This is a genomic window from Carboxylicivirga linearis, from assembly GCF_018271995.1.
Classification (GTDB): Bacteria; Bacteroidota; Bacteroidia; order Bacteroidales; family Marinilabiliaceae; genus Carboxylicivirga; species Carboxylicivirga linearis.
The window spans coordinates 159,644-177,090 of record NZ_JAGUCO010000002.1 but is presented as its reverse complement, the minus strand read 5'-3'; the positions used below and the strand labels follow the sequence as shown (position 1 = coordinate 177,090).

At 35.8% G+C, this 17,447-nt stretch carries 14 protein-coding genes and 1 riboswitch; of the genes, 3 read left to right on the top strand and 11 right to left on the bottom strand.

Features of this window, described 5'->3' with window-relative positions; genetic code table 11:
- The 7 genes from KEM10_RS04095 to KEM10_RS04065 all read right to left on the bottom strand — a co-directional run bounded on the left by KEM10_RS04095 (position 1) and on the right by KEM10_RS04065 (position 7,004).
- Positions 1 to 1,242: a quaternary amine ABC transporter ATP-binding protein gene (locus KEM10_RS04095; protein ID WP_212213861.1), complete on the bottom strand. Its 1,242-nt coding sequence runs from the start codon at positions 1,240 to 1,242 to the stop codon at positions 1 to 3.
- 5 nt (positions 1,243 to 1,247) lie between these two features.
- Positions 1,248 to 2,432 (bottom strand): hypothetical protein, encoded by a 1,185-nt coding sequence (locus KEM10_RS04090; protein WP_212213858.1) that lies wholly within the window; start codon positions 2,430 to 2,432, stop codon positions 1,248 to 1,250.
- Between the two features lie 467 nt (positions 2,433 to 2,899).
- Positions 2,900 to 4,453 (bottom strand): BCCT family transporter, encoded by a 1,554-nt coding sequence (locus KEM10_RS04085; RefSeq protein ID WP_212213856.1) that lies wholly within the window; start codon positions 4,451 to 4,453, stop codon positions 2,900 to 2,902.
- 382 nt (positions 4,454 to 4,835) lie between these two features.
- Positions 4,836 to 4,979, bottom strand: coding sequence for a hypothetical protein (locus KEM10_RS04080; RefSeq protein ID WP_212213853.1), 144 nt, complete (start codon positions 4,977 to 4,979; stop codon positions 4,836 to 4,838).
- Between the two features lie 242 nt (positions 4,980 to 5,221).
- The gene (locus KEM10_RS04075) at positions 5,222 to 5,473 is read right to left on the bottom strand and encodes an HTH domain-containing protein (RefSeq protein ID WP_212213850.1); all 252 of its coding nucleotides are present in this window, start codon (positions 5,471 to 5,473) and stop codon (positions 5,222 to 5,224) included.
- Positions 5,474 to 5,610: 137 nt separating this feature from the next.
- Positions 5,611 to 6,300 (bottom strand): N-formylglutamate amidohydrolase, encoded by a 690-nt coding sequence (locus tag KEM10_RS04070; RefSeq protein ID WP_212213847.1) that lies wholly within the window; start codon positions 6,298 to 6,300, stop codon positions 5,611 to 5,613.
- A gap of 35 nt (positions 6,301 to 6,335) precedes the next feature.
- Entirely contained in the window at positions 6,336 to 7,004 is a 669-nt protein-coding gene (locus KEM10_RS04065; protein WP_212213844.1) for a Crp/Fnr family transcriptional regulator, read from the bottom strand.
- 130 nt (positions 7,005 to 7,134) lie between these two features.
- Here KEM10_RS04065 and KEM10_RS04060 point away from each other — a divergent pair, with 130 nt between their 5' ends.
- The 3 genes from KEM10_RS04060 (at position 7,135) to KEM10_RS04050 (ending at position 11,172) form a co-directional block, all read left to right on the top strand.
- Positions 7,135 to 8,016 carry an ATP-binding protein gene (locus KEM10_RS04060; RefSeq protein WP_212213841.1) on the top strand — a complete coding sequence of 294 codons (882 nt, stop codon included), beginning with the start codon at positions 7,135 to 7,137 and terminating at the stop codon, positions 8,014 to 8,016.
- A gap of 145 nt (positions 8,017 to 8,161) precedes the next feature.
- Positions 8,162 to 9,793 (top strand): hydroxylamine reductase, encoded by a 1,632-nt coding sequence (hcp, locus tag KEM10_RS04055; RefSeq protein WP_212213838.1) that lies wholly within the window; start codon positions 8,162 to 8,164, stop codon positions 9,791 to 9,793.
- Between the two features lie 599 nt (positions 9,794 to 10,392).
- Positions 10,393 to 11,172, top strand: a complete 780-nt coding sequence (locus KEM10_RS04050; protein ID WP_212213835.1) for a hypothetical protein — start codon at positions 10,393 to 10,395, stop codon at positions 11,170 to 11,172.
- Between the two features lie 92 nt (positions 11,173 to 11,264).
- On the opposite strand, the gene trpB is transcribed toward KEM10_RS04050, so the two are convergent.
- The 4 genes from trpB to KEM10_RS04030 form a co-directional block, all read right to left on the bottom strand.
- Positions 11,265 to 12,491: a tryptophan synthase subunit beta gene (trpB, locus tag KEM10_RS04045; protein WP_244825544.1), complete on the bottom strand. Its 1,227-nt coding sequence runs from the start codon at positions 12,489 to 12,491 to the stop codon at positions 11,265 to 11,267.
- A gap of 262 nt (positions 12,492 to 12,753) precedes the next feature.
- Positions 12,754 to 13,875 carry a YncE family protein gene (locus tag KEM10_RS04040; RefSeq protein WP_212213832.1) on the bottom strand — a complete coding sequence of 374 codons (1,122 nt, stop codon included), beginning with the start codon at positions 13,873 to 13,875 and terminating at the stop codon, positions 12,754 to 12,756.
- 202 nt (positions 13,876 to 14,077) lie between these two features.
- Positions 14,078 to 15,124: a YncE family protein gene (locus tag KEM10_RS04035; RefSeq protein WP_212213829.1), complete on the bottom strand. Its 1,047-nt coding sequence runs from the start codon at positions 15,122 to 15,124 to the stop codon at positions 14,078 to 14,080.
- Positions 15,125 to 15,132: 8 nt separating this feature from the next.
- Entirely contained in the window at positions 15,133 to 17,049 is a 1,917-nt protein-coding gene (locus KEM10_RS04030; protein ID WP_212213826.1) for a TonB-dependent receptor, read from the bottom strand.
- 80 nt (positions 17,050 to 17,129) lie between these two features.
- Positions 17,130 to 17,391: riboswitch (cobalamin riboswitch) on the bottom strand.
- Positions 17,392 to 17,447: the final 56 nt, after the last annotated feature.

Genomic DNA, 17,447 nt, shown 5'->3' with positions numbered 1-17,447 from the left:
TTATTGATCTATTGCTTGTTCTTTTAAATCTGCTATTTCATCTCTGTCAAAACGTGTAGCCTCAATAATTAATGATGTTTGAGCTACAATACCTTTTAACCGGTTGGTTTCTTCATCCACCACCGCAATAGGCGTTTTGGTTTCGGTAATCAGTGGTAACATATCCTCAACAGTGTAATGACCATATACACTGGGCACTTCGGTTGTGATAAACTCTGCAATTGTAGCAGCATCCTTTTTATCAGCCTTCAACACTTCAGGTAACCATATAAATCCCTGAAATGATTTATTTTTATCGATAACCGGCAAAACATTGGTGTCGATGTTTCTCATTTTTCGAAGCACACCTTCAGGTCCATCTTTTTCAAGCTGCACTACTGTTGGCTTTTTAAACATCAATGACTCTGCCGTTACAATGGCTTTTCGATCCACCTTTTCAACAAAAGCTTTCACATAATCACTGGCCGGCTTACGGATAATATCCTCTGCAGTACCTATTTGCTCAATCACCCCATCTTTCATAATGGCAATTCTATCTCCTATTTTGATAGCCTCATCCAAATCGTGAGTGATAAAAACAATTGTTTTTTGTAATTTATCCTGTAATTCAAGCAATTCATCCTGCATGTCCGACTTAATCAAAGGATCCAATGCCGAGAAAGCTTCATCCATCAAAAGCACTTCGGGATTATTAGCCAATGCTCTGGCTAATCCAACACGTTGCTGCATACCCCCTGAAAGCTGATCTGGCTTTTGATTTTCAAAACCTTTTAAACCAACTGTCTCAAGAGCTTCCTGCGCTTTCTGCAAGCGTTCCTCTTTGTTTTCTCCTCTAATTTCAAGACCAAAGGCTGCATTTTCTAAAATGCTACGATGCGGCAATAAAGCAAACTTCTGAAATACCATACTCATTTCTGTACGACGCGTTTCCAAAAGCTCTTCATTACTTTCTTTCGTAATGTTTTCACCATTAACCAGTACATCACCGGAAGTAGGTTCAATCAGCCTGTTTAAACAACGTAAAAGTGTAGACTTACCACTACCGGATAAACCCATAATAACAAACACTTCGCCTGTTTTAATTTCAAAGCTGGCTTTATTTACTCCAATAGTACAGCCTGTTTTTTCTAATACTTCGGCCTTTGTTTTCCCCTGCTCTAAAAGCTTTAAAGCAGCAGATTTATTTTTTCCAAAGATTAGTGTTAAGTCTTTGACTGCAATTTTATGATCTTGCTGTTCCATACACACTAAAAATAATATCCAATATTAATGTTAAATCGAGCTTCCCACTCTGCGTCAGGATTACCTACTCCCAAGCCATGTGTCCACTCATTGCCTAACCAAGGTTGATTTTTACCCATCGCATAATCGATATAAGTATAAACCGAACCTGATGTTACCATTACACCTGTAACATTCATATATGAATCGGTAAAGTCGCTAACGGCTTTATTCATATATCCAAAATCATTATAAAATGTTAAGTTCGAAATAGGATCCCAATCTACCGGCACACTATAAGAAGCACCTATAGTATAAGTAGTTGCTTCTGCTGCTACCATATAAGCTGCACCATAAGCTACCATTGCAACTAATCTATCATCCTGTCCTTCCGCATTATTTGGATTCATTTTATAATAAGTTGCAGCAGCATTTAATCCGAATTTACCTGCTTTTAAGCGATAATGTCCGGCCAATGCATAACGCGAACCTGTTTTTTGAGTATCCAGGTTATAAATACCTCCAAATTCACCCGAAGCACCAATTTGCTGAGTAACCGATCCTTCACCGATATTATAAGCAAACTTGGCGTTAAACTGATTTACTTCTCTGTTGCGGTATGTCATGTTACCATCTGCATCGGCAATAGAACCAAGGTCGTATGAATAACGCCCCGGATCAACATCGGTATTTCCTCCAAAACGAAGTTCTTCGGCATTTTTAAAGAAAGCCAAATCGATGTCCCAGTTACCTTGTTTGGTTGAATACTTAACTCCCATATCATGATCGTCTTCTAAACCAACATAGTAGTTAAGACTAAAAAACCAGCTATTGGAGTTATAAGTAGTTAATCCAAACGGAACCTGGGTTAAACCAAACTGCAATTCGCTATTTTCACTAAAATCATAACCAACCCAACCTTGTTTTAACATTCCGCCTCCAAAACCAGTTGAATAGAAACGATATTCTGCATTCAGATTTAGTCCTTTGTACTTTGCCTTAGCATTCAATCTAAATACGTCAAATCCAAAGTCACCACCAGTATTTGCATGTCCTTCTTTCCATGAAGAATGATTGTAATTAAATCTTAAAGCACCTCCCAATTCCAGTTGCGGCGTTTCGTTTTCTTGAGCATAAACAGCTGATCCTAAAAACAATGTTACCAATGCCGTTCCTAAAATCTTTCTAAGTTGTTTTCTAATTAATTTCATTCAAATTTTCTTTGTAGTATTTATTTCAATCGAGTTTATACAATTAGTATTTTTTGTATAAAAAAAAATCAGTAAGAATGAAGGGTTTACTCATAACTTACTGACAATATGATATTACGTAGCAATTACTATAACAATTCAAAGCACAAAAGTAGAAAGATTTTTCTGTTTGAACAAATGCGTTCTATGCGAACTATTTTTTCATTAGGTAAATTACACTTCTTAATTATGTACAATGCAATATTCTTACAACAAGGCAATCAGCTAACAAGATAAAATACTATTTATAAAACTCACCCCTTTATTCAAGCTAAAAATCAGATGAAATTTAACTTTCAGATAATAGGATACCCTATATTTTAGAGATCACTCAGAAAATAATTAGGCAGTTCTTTATAAAGAAGAATAAATAAAAATAGAAGTGTTAATCTATTTCTTAAACAAAAAGGAAGTTTAGTGCTTCCTTTTTATTCGTCTGTGAAGTTTTCTTTATGGTAACTCTTTAACGATTTGTAAAAGCTGAAACACATCATTATTAATATAAAGGCAAACGGTAACCCCGTTAATATAGAAGCAGTTTGCAAGGCTGTTAAACCACCACCTACAAGTAAAATACCTGCGACAGCACCTTCCATCGAAGCCCAAAAAATCTTCTGTCCCACCGGTGCATCATGTCTTCCACCGGAAGTTAATGTGTCGACTACCAACGATCCGGAATCAGATGAAGTAATAAAGAAGCTGGTGACCAAAATAGCTGCTATAAAAGACGATATAAAAGCAAACGGATATTGTTCTAATAACTTATAAATGGCTGTTGCTACGTTATCGTTAACTGCATCCGTAATAACGGTATTTCCAATAAACTCCTGGTATAATGCACTTCCTCCAAAAACCGACATCCATATAAAGGTAAGCAAGGTGGGAACCAATAATACTCCTAAGATGAACTCTTTGATGGTTCTTCCTTTTGATACTCTGGCAATAAATATACCCACAAACGGCGACCATGCAATCCACCATGCCCAGTAGAAAACAGTCCATGAATTTTGCCAATGTTTAGCTTCTCTAACTCCAGCATAGGATTCGGTCCAGAAGCTAATTTCAAAAAAGTCGCTTAAATAATGACCTAAATTCTGTACGAACGATTTTGCTAAAAATACGGTTGGTCCTACAATTATTACAAATACAAGTAATATAATGGCAAATCGCATATTCCATTCGCTTAGTCTTCGAATTCCTTTGTCTAAACCTAGAATTAATGACATAGTTGCCATAGCAGTAATAATAACTATCAATACTATTTGAACGGTAGTATTTAAATTAATATCAAAAAGATAGTTTAAACCGGCATTAACCTGCTGTACACCAAAACCTAATGAAGTTGCCAAACCAAAAATAGTTGCAATAACAGAAATAATATCAATGGCATCTCCTATGGGTCCATAAATCCTATTTCCCAATAGCGGATGAAAAATGGATCGTATAGTTAAAGGTAGCTTCTTATTGAAAGTAAAAAACGCCAAAGCTAACCCTACAATTGCATAAATTGCCCAGGCATGAACTCCCCAGTGCAGAAATGTTAATCCCATAGCTGATTTGGCAGCTTCTATTTTATCTGAGTTATCTATTAATGGATTGCTGTTGTAATGAAAAATAGGTTCTGCAACACTCCAGAATAATAACCCTATCCCCATACCAGCACTAAATAACATGGCAAACCATCCTTTTTTCGAAAATTCCGGCTTTGCTCCTTTTCCTCCAAGTCTGATATTACCATATTTACTGAATCCCAGATACAAAGCAAACATCAGTAGTATATTTACCAGTAGTATAAAAAACCAACCAGTATTATTAGCTACTTTAGTCTGAATCAGCGAAAAGTACTTTTCCATTGGTTTACCAACTATCAGTGTAGTAAGCACTAATATAAAGATAACCAACAAGGACGTGACAAAAACAGGTCCGTTTGCTTTAATTCCAAAAAATGTACGCTTATCGCTTCTTTTATATTTTTGATCCATATTATCTTATTTTCACCTAAATAGAAAACACCAAGGTTATTATTCCTAATTGCTATCAATAAAATCCACTCAAAACTCAACGTTATCGCATTTGAGCAATAAAAATTATTCTCATACAAACAAAACAGGTATCGTAAGTAAAGGTTTTACCTGCTTTTAAGTATTTCAATGAATGATTCTACCAGAAGTTAATTTAGCGGCACAAAAGTAGATATATCCTCTCAAATGAACAAATGTGTCGTATGCAAACTACAGCTAGCAAAGCATTCAGCATACAAATCCATATCATGTTTAAAGATGATTATCAATACAACACCATCGCAATCGGTGAGATTATTAAGGCTTAACATCCTTTAATCCTAAAGAACGTATTAAGCTTGAATTACACTTCAGAAATTCCAGGTTGATAGGCAAACATACCAAAATACGATCCGAAAAATATTTTATCCATTGGAATAGTAACATGGTTATCTTCTGTAAAAACAACAAACAATTGATCAGCGTCTTGAACAAAGTCAACATCCAACTAGATTGAAAAGTTATTTCCTCCTTACACTGTAGATGAGCGTTCACTACTTGTTCAACTTTAAAAAAAAGATCCCCAACCTTTATACGTTTATAAAAGTTGGGGATTAAGTTTTATTAATTGTCCTATTCATTAATAAAAACGACTCAAATATAATAGAACAACTGTTCAGAAAAATGAACTTTTATAATTATTTTACAAAATATTTATCAATTTGTAATATTATAGGAAGAACTACCTTATTAATTACCTGTTTCTACAATTTGAATAGGATCTACAACTCTAATTTTCTTTGATCCATCATAATAATAGCTTCTTTTTCTTTTATCATACTTTATTGATACCCCCATCGATTCAATTTCTTCAAACAATTGATACATTGATGTTCTTGATATATTAACTCTCTTTGCAAACTCAGTAGATGTACCTGTTTGCTCTTTTTCAATAAGTTCACTTATTTGTTTGATAATCTTAATTTTCGCAATTATTTTCATGCTATTAGTTTTGGTCGTAGGATTAATATGGTTAATTATGCACAGCTACGCGCAACGTTATATATCAATAATAATTACAATTATTAAACACAAATATAATAAAGTTCCTTTCCTAATCCTCAAAAAACTAACAAATGTCATGTTTTATTGATAATCTCAACACTACTACCAAAAGCTTTAGCTATTTTTTTATGAACCTGACTATTTTCAGCATATTTCTGATTCATCTCAAATTCCAAACCAAGATATTTTTCTTCTTCTCGATCCCTAAAATATCGAACATGGCCATCGGGTTTGCCTCGATAGGGATAATTAAATCGTACACAAAATTCCGGCAACAGTTTCACTAATTCCTGCTTCCAGATTTTAGCAAATTGTTTCTCTTGTTGACGACCGGGATGATATAAAATACCAAAATCAGTTTGCCGAATTTCACCGTTTAATTCAGGAGCAAACGAATGAATCGATAAATGTAAAACCGTATGATTTTGCTTCCAGAATTGATAGATTTTCTCTTCAAACAGGCGACGAAAACCGTAATAATACTCTTCTAAAATTTCATCTTTTGCTGACTGATTCAGAGGTTTGGTAAATTCAGAAAAAAGCGTCCTCCGATATGGCGAACGGTTTATATCTATTAATAAACGTGACACCGTAGCGAACTGACTAAATGCAATATCACTATTTTGAAGCATTTTAAACAATTCCAGTGCTCCCAGATCGTATCCTCGGTGTGTTTGAAGTATTTTTTCAGCCCCTTGAAACAGAAATTTATACTTTTCTGGAACGGTATTTACAGCATGCTCGCAACTTAAAACTACTTTCATTTACATCAGACTATTTATTTAAATATGCTCAAAAATTAATCCTTTTTAAGCTGTTGGATTAACAAATCGCGATTCAATATTTTTATACTTTTTCCATGCGCCTCAATTATTCCATCGTTATGCAAATCCCTTAATGCTCTTCCTAAAGATGGCCTGGTAACTCCAAACAACGAAGCCAACTCTTCCTGACTTTTTGGAAGTATAATTTCACCTTCTAATGGACCAGCCAACTGTAATAAATAATGAGCCAGCTTTCCTCTAATGGTTTGAAATGTCAGAAACCGAATTTTATCAGATAAGAATTGAGCCCTGTTGGAAATGTTATTCATAAAATTCTGCAGAAAGGGTGCACTTACCTGCATCAACTGAATAATAGACTCTTTAGATAACTTAAAAATCTCAACCTCTGTATTGGCTATAATATTCACAGGATAATAGTTATTCTGTCCAAATATAAAGGCTATTGCCAAAGGTTTCGGAGGTTCTATATCTTCAATTTTAATAGCTTTCCCCGAAGGATCAATCATCTCCCCTTTTACACTTCCTTTTAACATGATCATCAATGAATTGCACTGATCTCCTGCCTGAGCTATAATTTGATCCTTATTGTATTTCTTTACCTGGTAATGAATATTAGATAAGTATTGATCCAAATCATCGGCATTAACACCTTTAAATAGCGGGCATTTGTATAATTTATCCATATATTAAAGTAATAAAGTTCCAAAATATGAATTAAATTCGATTTTGTAACAATTGTTACAGCTTTCTGGTGAAGCACGTCTTACTTTTGCTAATGTAAAACTGATATAAAAACATTAAAAAATATATACAATGATTCGGGAAGTAGTAAAAATCGACGAGGAGAAATGCAATGGTTGTGGGGTTTGCATTCCGGAGTGTCATGAGGGGGCTCTTCAGATAATCGACGGTAAAGCTCGATTAGTAAGCGATTTGATGTGCGATGGATTAGGCGCCTGCCTGAACCATTGCCCACAAGACGCAATGACCATCGAAAAACGAGAAGCAGAACCCTACGATGAAATTAAAGTGATTGCATTAATGGTTGAAAAAGGTATCAACACAGTTGTAGCCCACCTGAAACACCTTAAAGATCATAACGAAACAGTTTATCTAAAACAGGCAGTTGGCTGGTTGAGAGAGAATGAAGAAAAGCTTGATTTTAAAGTAGAAGATGTAACTCGTCAGGTTCATAAGCCAAAAATATCTGTGATGAATTCTGGTCATGTTGGTGGTGGATGCCCCGGATCGCAAGCCAGAAGCATTGAAAGACCAACTGCTGTTACCACTCCTTCTGCAAATACTGATGCACCTTCAGAATTGCGTCAGTGGCCGGTTCAGATGCACTTGATCAATCCAATGGCCAACTACTTTATTGAATCGGATATGGTATTAGCTGCCGACTGTGTTGCTTTTGCAATGGGTAATTTCCACAGCAAATATTTGAAAGGGCGAAGTGTTGGTATTGCCTGCCCTAAATTGGATGAAGGCCATAGTGTTTACATCGACAAGCTGGTAAAACTGATTGATGATGCAAAAATCAATACGCTGACCGTTACCATTATGCAGGTTCCATGTTGTGGAGGCTTACTTCAAATGGCCAAACAAGCCGTTGATTTGGCTTCGCGCAAAATTCCATTAAAGAAAGTGGTGGTATCCATCGAAGGAGAAATTCTTTCTGAAGAATGGGTATAAAACATTAATCAAAATATAATTAAAAAGGTAAAAGGTTAAAGCCCTTAATGGGATTCGTATGCTCTATTCTAAAGCTTCTTAACAACTGCCATCTACCTTAAAACGAATCAACTAAAAGAATAATAACCAAGTAAAAAAAGAAATCATGAGTATGTTCTGTTATCAGTGCCAGGAGGCTTCAAAAGGCGTAGGTTGTTCAATAAAAGGTGTATGCGGGAAAACACCGGAAGTAGCCAATTTGCAGGATTTATTATTGTACACTACAAAGGGGGTAGCCATTTGGAGCCAACTGGGCGCTGATAATGGCATAAACACAGATAAAGCCGACAAATACATTATTGATGCTTTATTTATCACTATCACCAATGCCAATTTCGATAGTAATAAAATTCTAGAAAAGATTAAAGAAGGATATGCCATTCAAGATGAATTAAAAGCACAACTTGATGCACCGGTAGAATTACATGATTCAGCTGTATACCGCGCCAAAGATGAGAATGAAATGGAATCGAAAAGTTTGCTTATTGGTATTCTTTCCATTGAAAATGAAGATATCCGATCATTAAAAGAGCTTCTGACATATGGTTTAAAAGGAATGGCTGCTTATGGCGAGCATGCCTGGAACCTTGGATTTGAAAATCCAGAAATTTATGCTTTCATCCGCAAAGCTCTGATTGCAACAACAAAAGGCGACATTACGGCCGATGAATTATTGCCTTTAGTGTTGGAATGTGGAAAATTTGGCGTTGATGTAATGGCATTGCTTGATAAAGCTAATACAGAATCGTTTGGACATCCTGAAGTAACATCAGTAAATATTGGGGTTGGTAAAAATCCGGCTATTCTAATCAGCGGACATGATTTAAAGGATTTGGAAGAGTTATTGGAGCAAACTCAGGGAACGGGTGTTGATGTATACACGCACAGCGAAATGTTACCGGCTCATTACTATCCAAAGTTCAAAAAATACGAAAACTTCGTTGGTAATTACGGAAGTGCCTGGTGGAAACAAACTGAGGAGTTTGAAACCTTCAACGGCCCTATCCTGTTCACTACTAACTGCATTGTTCCACCCAAAGCATCTTATAAGGACAGAGTATATACTACCGGAGCTTCAGGTTTTGGTGGCTGCACTCATATTGCTGATCGCCAGAACGGACAGCCAAAAGATTTCTCAGCCGTTATTGAACATGCTAAGAAGTGCGCTGCTCCAACCGAAATTGAATCCGGTTCAATTGTGGGTGGCTTTGCTCATAATCAAGTATTGCAATTGGCAGACAAAGTTGTGGACGCTGTTAAATCGGGCGCAGTTAATAAGTTTGTGGTTATGGCTGGTTGCGACGGACGTATGAAAGACCGCGAATACTACACCGATTTTGCCAATGAATTACCTAAAGATACCGTGATTCTTACAGCAGGATGCGCTAAATACCGTTACAATAAGTTGCCGTTAGGCGATATAGGTGGAATTCCACGCGTATTAGATGCAGGTCAATGTAACGATTCTTATAGCTTAGCGGTTACGGCTCTTAAATTAAAAGAAGTATTTGAATTGGAAGACATTAACGACCTGCCAATTGTTTATAATATTGCATGGTACGAACAAAAGGCGGTAATTGTATTATTAGCCTTGTTACACCTAGGAGTTAAAAAAATCAACCTGGGGCCAACATTGCCGGCATTCTTATCTCCTAATGTGGCAAAAATATTGATTGATACATTTGGTATTGGAGCCATTTCTACGGTTGAAGAAGACATTAAAAATTGGATAGTATAACGATAAGATGACTTATCCATATCTGATATAAATAACACACTATCTGTATTTTCCACTGGAATTTACAGATGGTTTTTTTATTTTAAAAAAGGATCCCTTAAATCCTTATTAACTTAACTTATTGTCTATGTAAAAAATGTTCTTCGACTTTCTTAAGCCACCCGAACATTGGAAGATTCCGGTTATTCTTGCTCTCGGTATCTTTATGGGCTTAAGCTTTTACTTGCTCTATGTATCCAGAGCTCACTCCTATCTTTCGTTCCAAAATTATTACTTCAAAAAAAGCAGGATATCATCATAATATCCCGGGATACGACATTTATATCCCAGGATATTATGATGATAATTCGGGATAGGAGCACAATATCTCAGGATATGTTCATAATATCTCGAGATAGGAAGCCTCTATCCCATAAGATGGAGATCATATCCCGGGATAGAACCATACTATCTTAAAATATTGTCTTAATAATTGGGGATATGGTAATCATATCCATAGATATTATCCCGACAAATTGAGATAAATAACTAAAATTACATTATTTGGTATAGTGTTTGTTAGATTTAGGCTATTAAATAAACCTACTCAAATAATAGATATGAAAAACCTAGCACCTATAATTATTGCATGCCTGTTTGTTATTTCATTCTCGTCGTGCACCAGTTACCAGATTATTACTTTAGAGAGCACTCTTAATAAACCTTCTTCCGACGGTTTTATATATGAAGATGATACAGTATCGGTACTATACACATTTAATGGTGCCAATGCCCCTTTAGATGTAAACATATACAACAAGTTAAACACTCCTTTATACATCAACTGGAATCAATCTTCTGTAATTATAAACGGACAATCTTTTCCATTAAATCCAACTCAATCAAAAGTAAATATTGAATATTCCGAAGTTAGTACCGAGTATATATACAACTCATATACACAAGGATCGGGTGATGGCACAATATATCATAGTGACAGATCTGGCTTTATTCCACCTCAATCAAATATTACCATTCAGGGAATGAATATTTGGAATTCATTTCTTTCTCCGAATGATGCGATAAGTGAAAACAAAGTAATAAAAGCCAATGGTAGCAAAATCACTGAATATACTTATGATCTACAATCTAGTCCTTTGGATTTTAGGTGTTATTTGACCTACAGCGACTGCCCGGAAGAAACATGGAAATCATTGGATCATCAGTTTTGGATTGAGAGTTACTACAAGTGTATTGACTGTAAATTGCCTACTACTGGTAACACTTTTTACCTTTCAAAAACTACCGGAGCCGGAACAGCTGTAGGTGCTGCCGCTCTAATTGGATTAACTGTGATAGCTATTAGTGCTGATCCCGAACCATTGGACACTGAATTTTAATACAAGTTACGGACATTAGAATACCATCTACAAAAACACCGAGGTAACAATTTATATACCCCGGTGTTTTTATTTTGAATCTATTCTATTTTTTACAATCCATAATCCTTACCATACTTCTCAACCACATAGTCAATGTCTTTATCTCCTCTACCAGATAAATTGACTAAGATAGTTTGATCTGGCGATAAGGTTGGTGCCAGTTTCATTGCATAAGCCACGGCATGCGAACTTTCCAAAGCCGGAATAATTCCTTCTTTTCTGGCTAATTCAATAAACGCATCAATAGCTTCTTTGTCGGTGATAGTTTCGTATTTAACGCGTTCAACATCTTTCAGATATGAGTGCTGAGGCCCCACCCCAGGATAATCTAATCCGCTGGCAACTGTATTTACAGCCGCTGGTTCGCCTTTTTCATCCTGCAATAAATAACATTTAAATCCATGAATCATTCCCGGTTTACCCAATGTAAGTGTTGCTGCATGATCGCCGGTTTTAAAACTGGTACCAGCAGGTTCAACACCAAAAATATTTACATCATCCTGTAGAAAAGCCGAAAATAAGCCCATGGCATTGGATCCTCCACCTACACAAGCAACCAGATTATCAGGTAATTTCCCTGTCATTTCCTGAAATTGCTCCTTAGCTTCGCGACCAATTACAGATTGAAAATCTCGAACCATCATAGGAAACGGATGCGGCCCCACAACTGAACCGATAGCATACAACTGATTTACCGGATCCTGTACATAAGCTTCAAAAGCAGAGTCTACCGCCTCTTTTAATGTTTTTAAACCGTGAGTTGCAGGAATCACATTGGCTCCTAATATTTTCATGCGAACCACATTAGGATGCTCTTTGTAAATATCTACCTCTCCCATATGTATATCGCATTCCAGTCCAACTAAAGCAGCTGCAGTAGCTAATGCCACACCGTGCTGACCAGCTCCAGTTTCAGCAATAATTTTCTTTTTGCCCATTCTTTTGGCCAAAAGAGCTTCTCCTAAACAGTGATTAATTTTATGAGCTCCGGTATGGTTCAGATCTTCGCGCTTGAGGTATATTTGGGCGCCGCCTAATTGTTTTGAAAGGTTTTGTGCATGGAACACAGGTGACGGACGTCCGGTGTAGTGTTTTTGAAGATAGTATAGTTCTTCTTTGAATACAGGATCATCCTTAATCTTTTCATAAGCTTCAGTAATTTCCTTCATAATAGGCTCCAGCATGGGTGGAACAAAACATCCACCATACTCACCGAAGAAGCCATCTTTATTAGGCATCACCGTTTCGCTTAACTGAGCATTGTTTTTATTATCCATATTTTACTTTGTTTATATAAAATAAAAGCCGTAGGCGGACACCTACGGCTTAGTATATTTTAAATGTAAGTTGGCCCACCTAAATGCAATTTAAGTTGCGCCAATAATATTTGCTATCTAATTCAATCATTTATTTCTATTATTGAAACAATGATAATTATTTAAATCTTAATCTCAAAGCATAGATTGAATTTTACTTTTACTTCTTATATAATAAAAAACCCCGCTAAAAAGCGGGGCTTCATATAATAAAATCTTCTTTTTAGTAGGAGAAAGTTGTAAAAATAGGCTGTATTCCAACTTCGTATTCACTATTAAAAATATATTGTTGCTCATCATCATAAGTAAATAGCAGCAAACTACCGTTACTACCTCCATTTTCGATCAAACCATATAAATTTCCTGTGCTATAATCGAAATCAATACCATTTAAAATAACATCACTATTCTCACCAACAAAAGCCTCTTTATCAGCCGAGTCATCTTCTTTATGAACACTTCTAACAAAGGTTTTACCATCTATATAATAAAGATAACGCCCTGTTCTTGACATAGCCAAAGCATTTGGCCCCGTTGCTTTTTCTGCACCTAAATCAATCATTAAATGCGGAATATGAACCAAACTATCAGTTACTATTGTATCTGTTACAAATTTTCTTTCTATCTTAAACAGGCTTCTAGCATTGCCCACTTCACCACCATTACAATACACCCATATATTACGATCAACATCCACTTCCATATCAATAGGTTCAATTCCCACTTCAATTTGATCAATTAATGAATCTTTACTCATGTCGTAAACAGTGATTGTATTTCCATTTTGGAGCTCTCCGCCACTATTTGCAACGTACAGGAACTTACCTGATGTAATCATTTTAGTTGGACCTTCACCAACAGGCAAACTATTTGTAACAGTATATGTTTCTAAATCAACCTTGGCAACAATATTATCTTTGTCTGAGTCAGTAACTCCATTTCCACAACTAACATACGCTGTATTTTCATTGGCCAAAACAATATCGGTTGGATAAGATAAACCATCAATAGAACCCTCAATTTTATAAGTTTCCATATTGATCATATCAATACTACCGGCTTCCGGAAAAACAATATAGCCTTTGCCTTTGGTATAATCTTCATTGGGTTTAATGGTAAACGTAGTAGCGCCAGCACCCAACTGCTGACCATTGTTATTTTCTTGAAAAATATTATTGGTAACTTCTTCCGTTTCGTAATTAAAACGACTGATAGTACTTGTTTCACTATTACCTTTATTAAGTATAAATGCACCTTGGTGATCTTCTAAGGTTAAAGTATTTATTTCATTGCAGGAAGACAATACAAGTGCACCCAGGGTTAGTATAAGGAAGCCTTTCTTCATAATTTTCATCAGTTTTTAAATTCTTATGCAAACTCTATGCAAAAAACGACTTCAAAGATAATCTTCCTTTTTAAATTATTGGTTGTATCGATTGAATTTCTGATTATACTTTCATGTATAAAGCAACAAAGGCCTGCCGAAGCAAGCCTTTATACAAGGTTAAGGTAGAATTCCAAGAAGGAATTTCATAAATAATCTATTATTAATAACTAAAAACTACTGATCTGGGATATGTTGCGGTTTCGGTTAGTGATGAAATAACAGATGCATCATCTGCATCCATAATTACAACTTCATTATTGATAGCATCCATACAGTATACATTCCCATTCTCTGGGTTAATCTCTATTCCATAATATACAGTTGATGTCCAGGCTTCAACAGGTAATTCTTCATCATTAATTCCCATCTTATAGGTAGCATCAGCAAAGTAATATACATAACCGTCATCCGATGTTGTCAATAAGTTACTTCCCCAAGAATAGAGTGTTTTACCAATATTATAAGACTTAGTCACTTCATCAGTGATGGTATTCACCTTAAATATTTGTGGATTTGTATAGTTCCAATTTACATCCATTTCGCTTCCTTTACTATATACCCATAAGTTGTTGTCCTTATCAGCTTTCATTGTAACACTAGCCTGGCCTACTGTAATTGTCTTAATAACTTTACCTTCTGTAATATCAATAACTGAAATAGTATTGTCTACATCCCAGCCACCAGAATTTGCAACATACATTTTATCACCTACCTTTACCATCATTTCAGGACCATTGCCAACCGCAATATTTCCGGTTAATTCCAATGTTTCAATATTATATACCAGAACTTGTCCTGCAAAACTACCATTACTGATATAGATAGTATTTTCAGTTGCCTGTTTTACAAAACGTGGGTACGATAATTCTGCATCATCAAGGGTTGCAACACTTACAAAGTCACGCATTCTTACTACTTCTACCTTTTGTGAATTATTAGCCACAATAAATCCTAAAGTATCAACAACGGTAAAATCTTGTACTACATCACCCAATATACGACCGTTAACAGAATTAAATAGGTCATTTTCTTCAACTTCATCGTTATAAAATCCAATAGCGCCATTGTTATTACCATAACTACCTTCACTAATTACAAAGGTTCCTTTTAATGCTGGATAAGATGGTGTTGGATCATCCTCGGAACAAGATGCTAAAACAGCCGCTATTGCTATTACGGCCCACTTTAGTTTAAATAAACTTTTCATGATTTGTATTAATTATTAAATGAATATTTCAGATTTACTTGCCAGATTCTTCCTGGCATTGGATATGATCGAACAGTCTGGTAACGATGATTAAAAAGGTTATCTACATTAATCATTGTTGCGAACTTATTTTTTCCAAAATTGATTTCTTTAGCCAGATTCAGGTTTATTATCCAATATGGATCGAGGTATTTTTTCGAATCATCAAAATAACTTTTTGAGGCGGTTCGGAATCCAAAGTCCAATGAGTATCCACTATTATGAGATATGGATGAGTTAACATTACTAATCCATTCAGGAGCATAATATAATGGTCGGCCTTCATTTCGCCCGTCTGCCGATGATTCAATAGTTGCCTTATTATATGAAACAGAAATTACATTGTGCCAATTTAAAGCTGAGCCAGTTATGGAGTGATCCAATCGAAAATCAATCCCCCTTGATAAAACGTTACGGTAATTATTTGCATACCACGTGGCACCTTCAGGACGCCACACTATCATATTATCAATAGGTGAATAATAAAAGCCTAAATCAAATGAGAAAAGCCCAAATAAATCACTCTGCTTCTTATACACTAAACCTGTTTCAATAGAATAACCGCTTTCGGGCTGCAAATCAGGATTACCTCCGGGAATCCAATACAAATCATTGAAAGTAGGACGACGAAATTTTTGAGAATAAGCCCCTCTTACATTTAATTGATTTTGAATTAATTCATAATCAACACCCAAATTTATTAATACATTTGAATTAACCGTATTAGCCCAGTCTTTCCTTACCAGCAAATTAACTTTTAATGCTTTGTTATCATACTTCAAACCGGGTATTAATCCTAAAACCTGTTCATGTTGATCACCACCATAAGCATCAACAATAGCTGTTGTATATTGATAGGCAAATCCAAAATCAAAACTTAAATGATAAGGTAAATAAACACGGTAACTGCCATCGGCAAACCACGTTTTACTTTTTATCCTTGATTCTGTGGCATAAAAATCATCATCTGGTTTTGTCTTTTTTATATAATGCTGATCGGCATAAAACCAAGCAGCCTTGGCATTCAATACACCAATAGTAAAAAGCTTTTTATAATGTAAGAAAATGCGTAATGTCGAATCTTTTTGATTTTCGTAATTATCTAACGAAGCCCCCTCAATGGATGGTAGATTTAAATCTTTTGCCTGCGCCCAAATACCACCTTTTAATTCAGAATAATTACTATTTTTAAAACTGAAATATTGTTGCACGCCCATTTGATGGTAGTCTGCATTTTGTCGTTTGAATTCATCTTGCTTTATAGCATCATAGTAGGTAAAATCGCCATCGGATATATCGCCCCAAACCGTACCAGACAATTGCAACTTTGAAGCCTGAACCTGATAACCTGCAGCTCCTTTGAAAGTGCCCATTGAACCAGTAGCCAGATTAATTAAAGCATTGGGAGCATCTGTTTGATTACTTTTCCAATCAATATTAATAGCTCCTCCAATTGCTCCACTTCCATAACTGGCACCTGCGACACCAGTAGCAATTCCCACAGATTGCCCCGATGCTAATGGAATATTAGATAAATCGGCTGAACCTAAGGTGACCGAGTTAACAGGAAAACCATTCCAGTTAACTTGCGTTTGGGAGGATCCTAATCCCCGGAATGATATAGAAGACAATGCACCTGGCGATCCGTTAGAACGAATATTTAAACCACTAGAGTATTGGAGTAATTCACCTAAAGTTCGATTAGCGAAATTCTTTAACAGTTTATCTGTTATTTCTTTATAATTATAGCCTTCGATAAAATGCTTCTTACGTGGCGCATCAATCTGTACTTCTTCTACCAATACTGAATCACGAAATTCGCCTTCAGCATAAGCAAAAAAACTCATACCAAATATTAATAATCCGACTACAATAGTTCTATACATCCAACATCACTTTTTACAAAAAGCCGGATATCAAAAAAGAAAAGGAAAACCTATCTTGTGTGATCGCCTAGCTCCCGAAGCATTAGTTAAGTTTATTGGCAGGTCTTCTGACTTATTCCGACTACTAACCGCCTTCCCGTTTTTAATTTCTTGTGTGTTCAGAAACCCTATCCCCATTCGGACCTTAGAGGTAACAGTGGCATTGTTGGTTGTAGCATACTATCCTGTTCTTTTACAGGATCGGAACTTACAGCAGCGGGTACTGTTGCCGAATCTCACGGCATTCCCTATTATCTCAGAGTGCTGATACACACCCCTTGAACCAAATTCGTGGCAAAAGTAATGGTTTTTTTTAACCTGAAGAATGGATGCTTATTTATTTTCTGAAATTTTACTTT

Bases quoted from the DNA above. Each gene is read 5' to 3' on its own strand.
- KEM10_RS04035 (WP_212213829.1), bottom strand. From the start codon at position 15,124: ATGAAAAGTTTATTTAAACTAAAGTGGGCCGTAATAGCAATAGCGGCT.
- KEM10_RS04070 (WP_212213847.1), bottom strand. From the start codon at position 6,300: ATGAAAGTAGTTTTAAGTTGCGAGCATGCTGTAAATACCGTTCCAGAA.
- KEM10_RS04085 (WP_212213856.1), bottom strand. From the start codon at position 4,453: ATGGATCAAAAATATAAAAGAAGCGATAAGCGTACATTTTTTGGAATT.
- KEM10_RS04050 (WP_212213835.1), top strand. From the start codon at position 10,393: ATGAAAAACCTAGCACCTATAATTATTGCATGCCTGTTTGTTATTTCA.
- KEM10_RS04090 (WP_212213858.1), bottom strand. From the start codon at position 2,432: ATGAAATTAATTAGAAAACAACTTAGAAAGATTTTAGGAACGGCATTG.
- KEM10_RS04075 (WP_212213850.1), bottom strand. From the start codon at position 5,473: ATGAAAATAATTGCGAAAATTAAGATTATCAAACAAATAAGTGAACTT.
- hcp (WP_212213838.1), top strand. From the start codon at position 8,162: ATGAGTATGTTCTGTTATCAGTGCCAGGAGGCTTCAAAAGGCGTAGGT.
- KEM10_RS04040 (WP_212213832.1), bottom strand. From the start codon at position 13,875: ATGAAGAAAGGCTTCCTTATACTAACCCTGGGTGCACTTGTATTGTCT.
- trpB (WP_244825544.1), bottom strand. From the start codon at position 12,491: ATGGATAATAAAAACAATGCTCAGTTAAGCGAAACGGTGATGCCTAAT.
- KEM10_RS04065 (WP_212213844.1), bottom strand. From the start codon at position 7,004: ATGGATAAATTATACAAATGCCCGCTATTTAAAGGTGTTAATGCCGAT.
- KEM10_RS04030 (WP_212213826.1), bottom strand. From the start codon at position 17,049: ATGTATAGAACTATTGTAGTCGGATTATTAATATTTGGTATGAGTTTT.
- KEM10_RS04095 (WP_212213861.1), bottom strand. From the start codon at position 1,242: ATGGAACAGCAAGATCATAAAATTGCAGTCAAAGACTTAACACTAATC.
- KEM10_RS04060 (WP_212213841.1), top strand. From the start codon at position 7,135: ATGATTCGGGAAGTAGTAAAAATCGACGAGGAGAAATGCAATGGTTGT.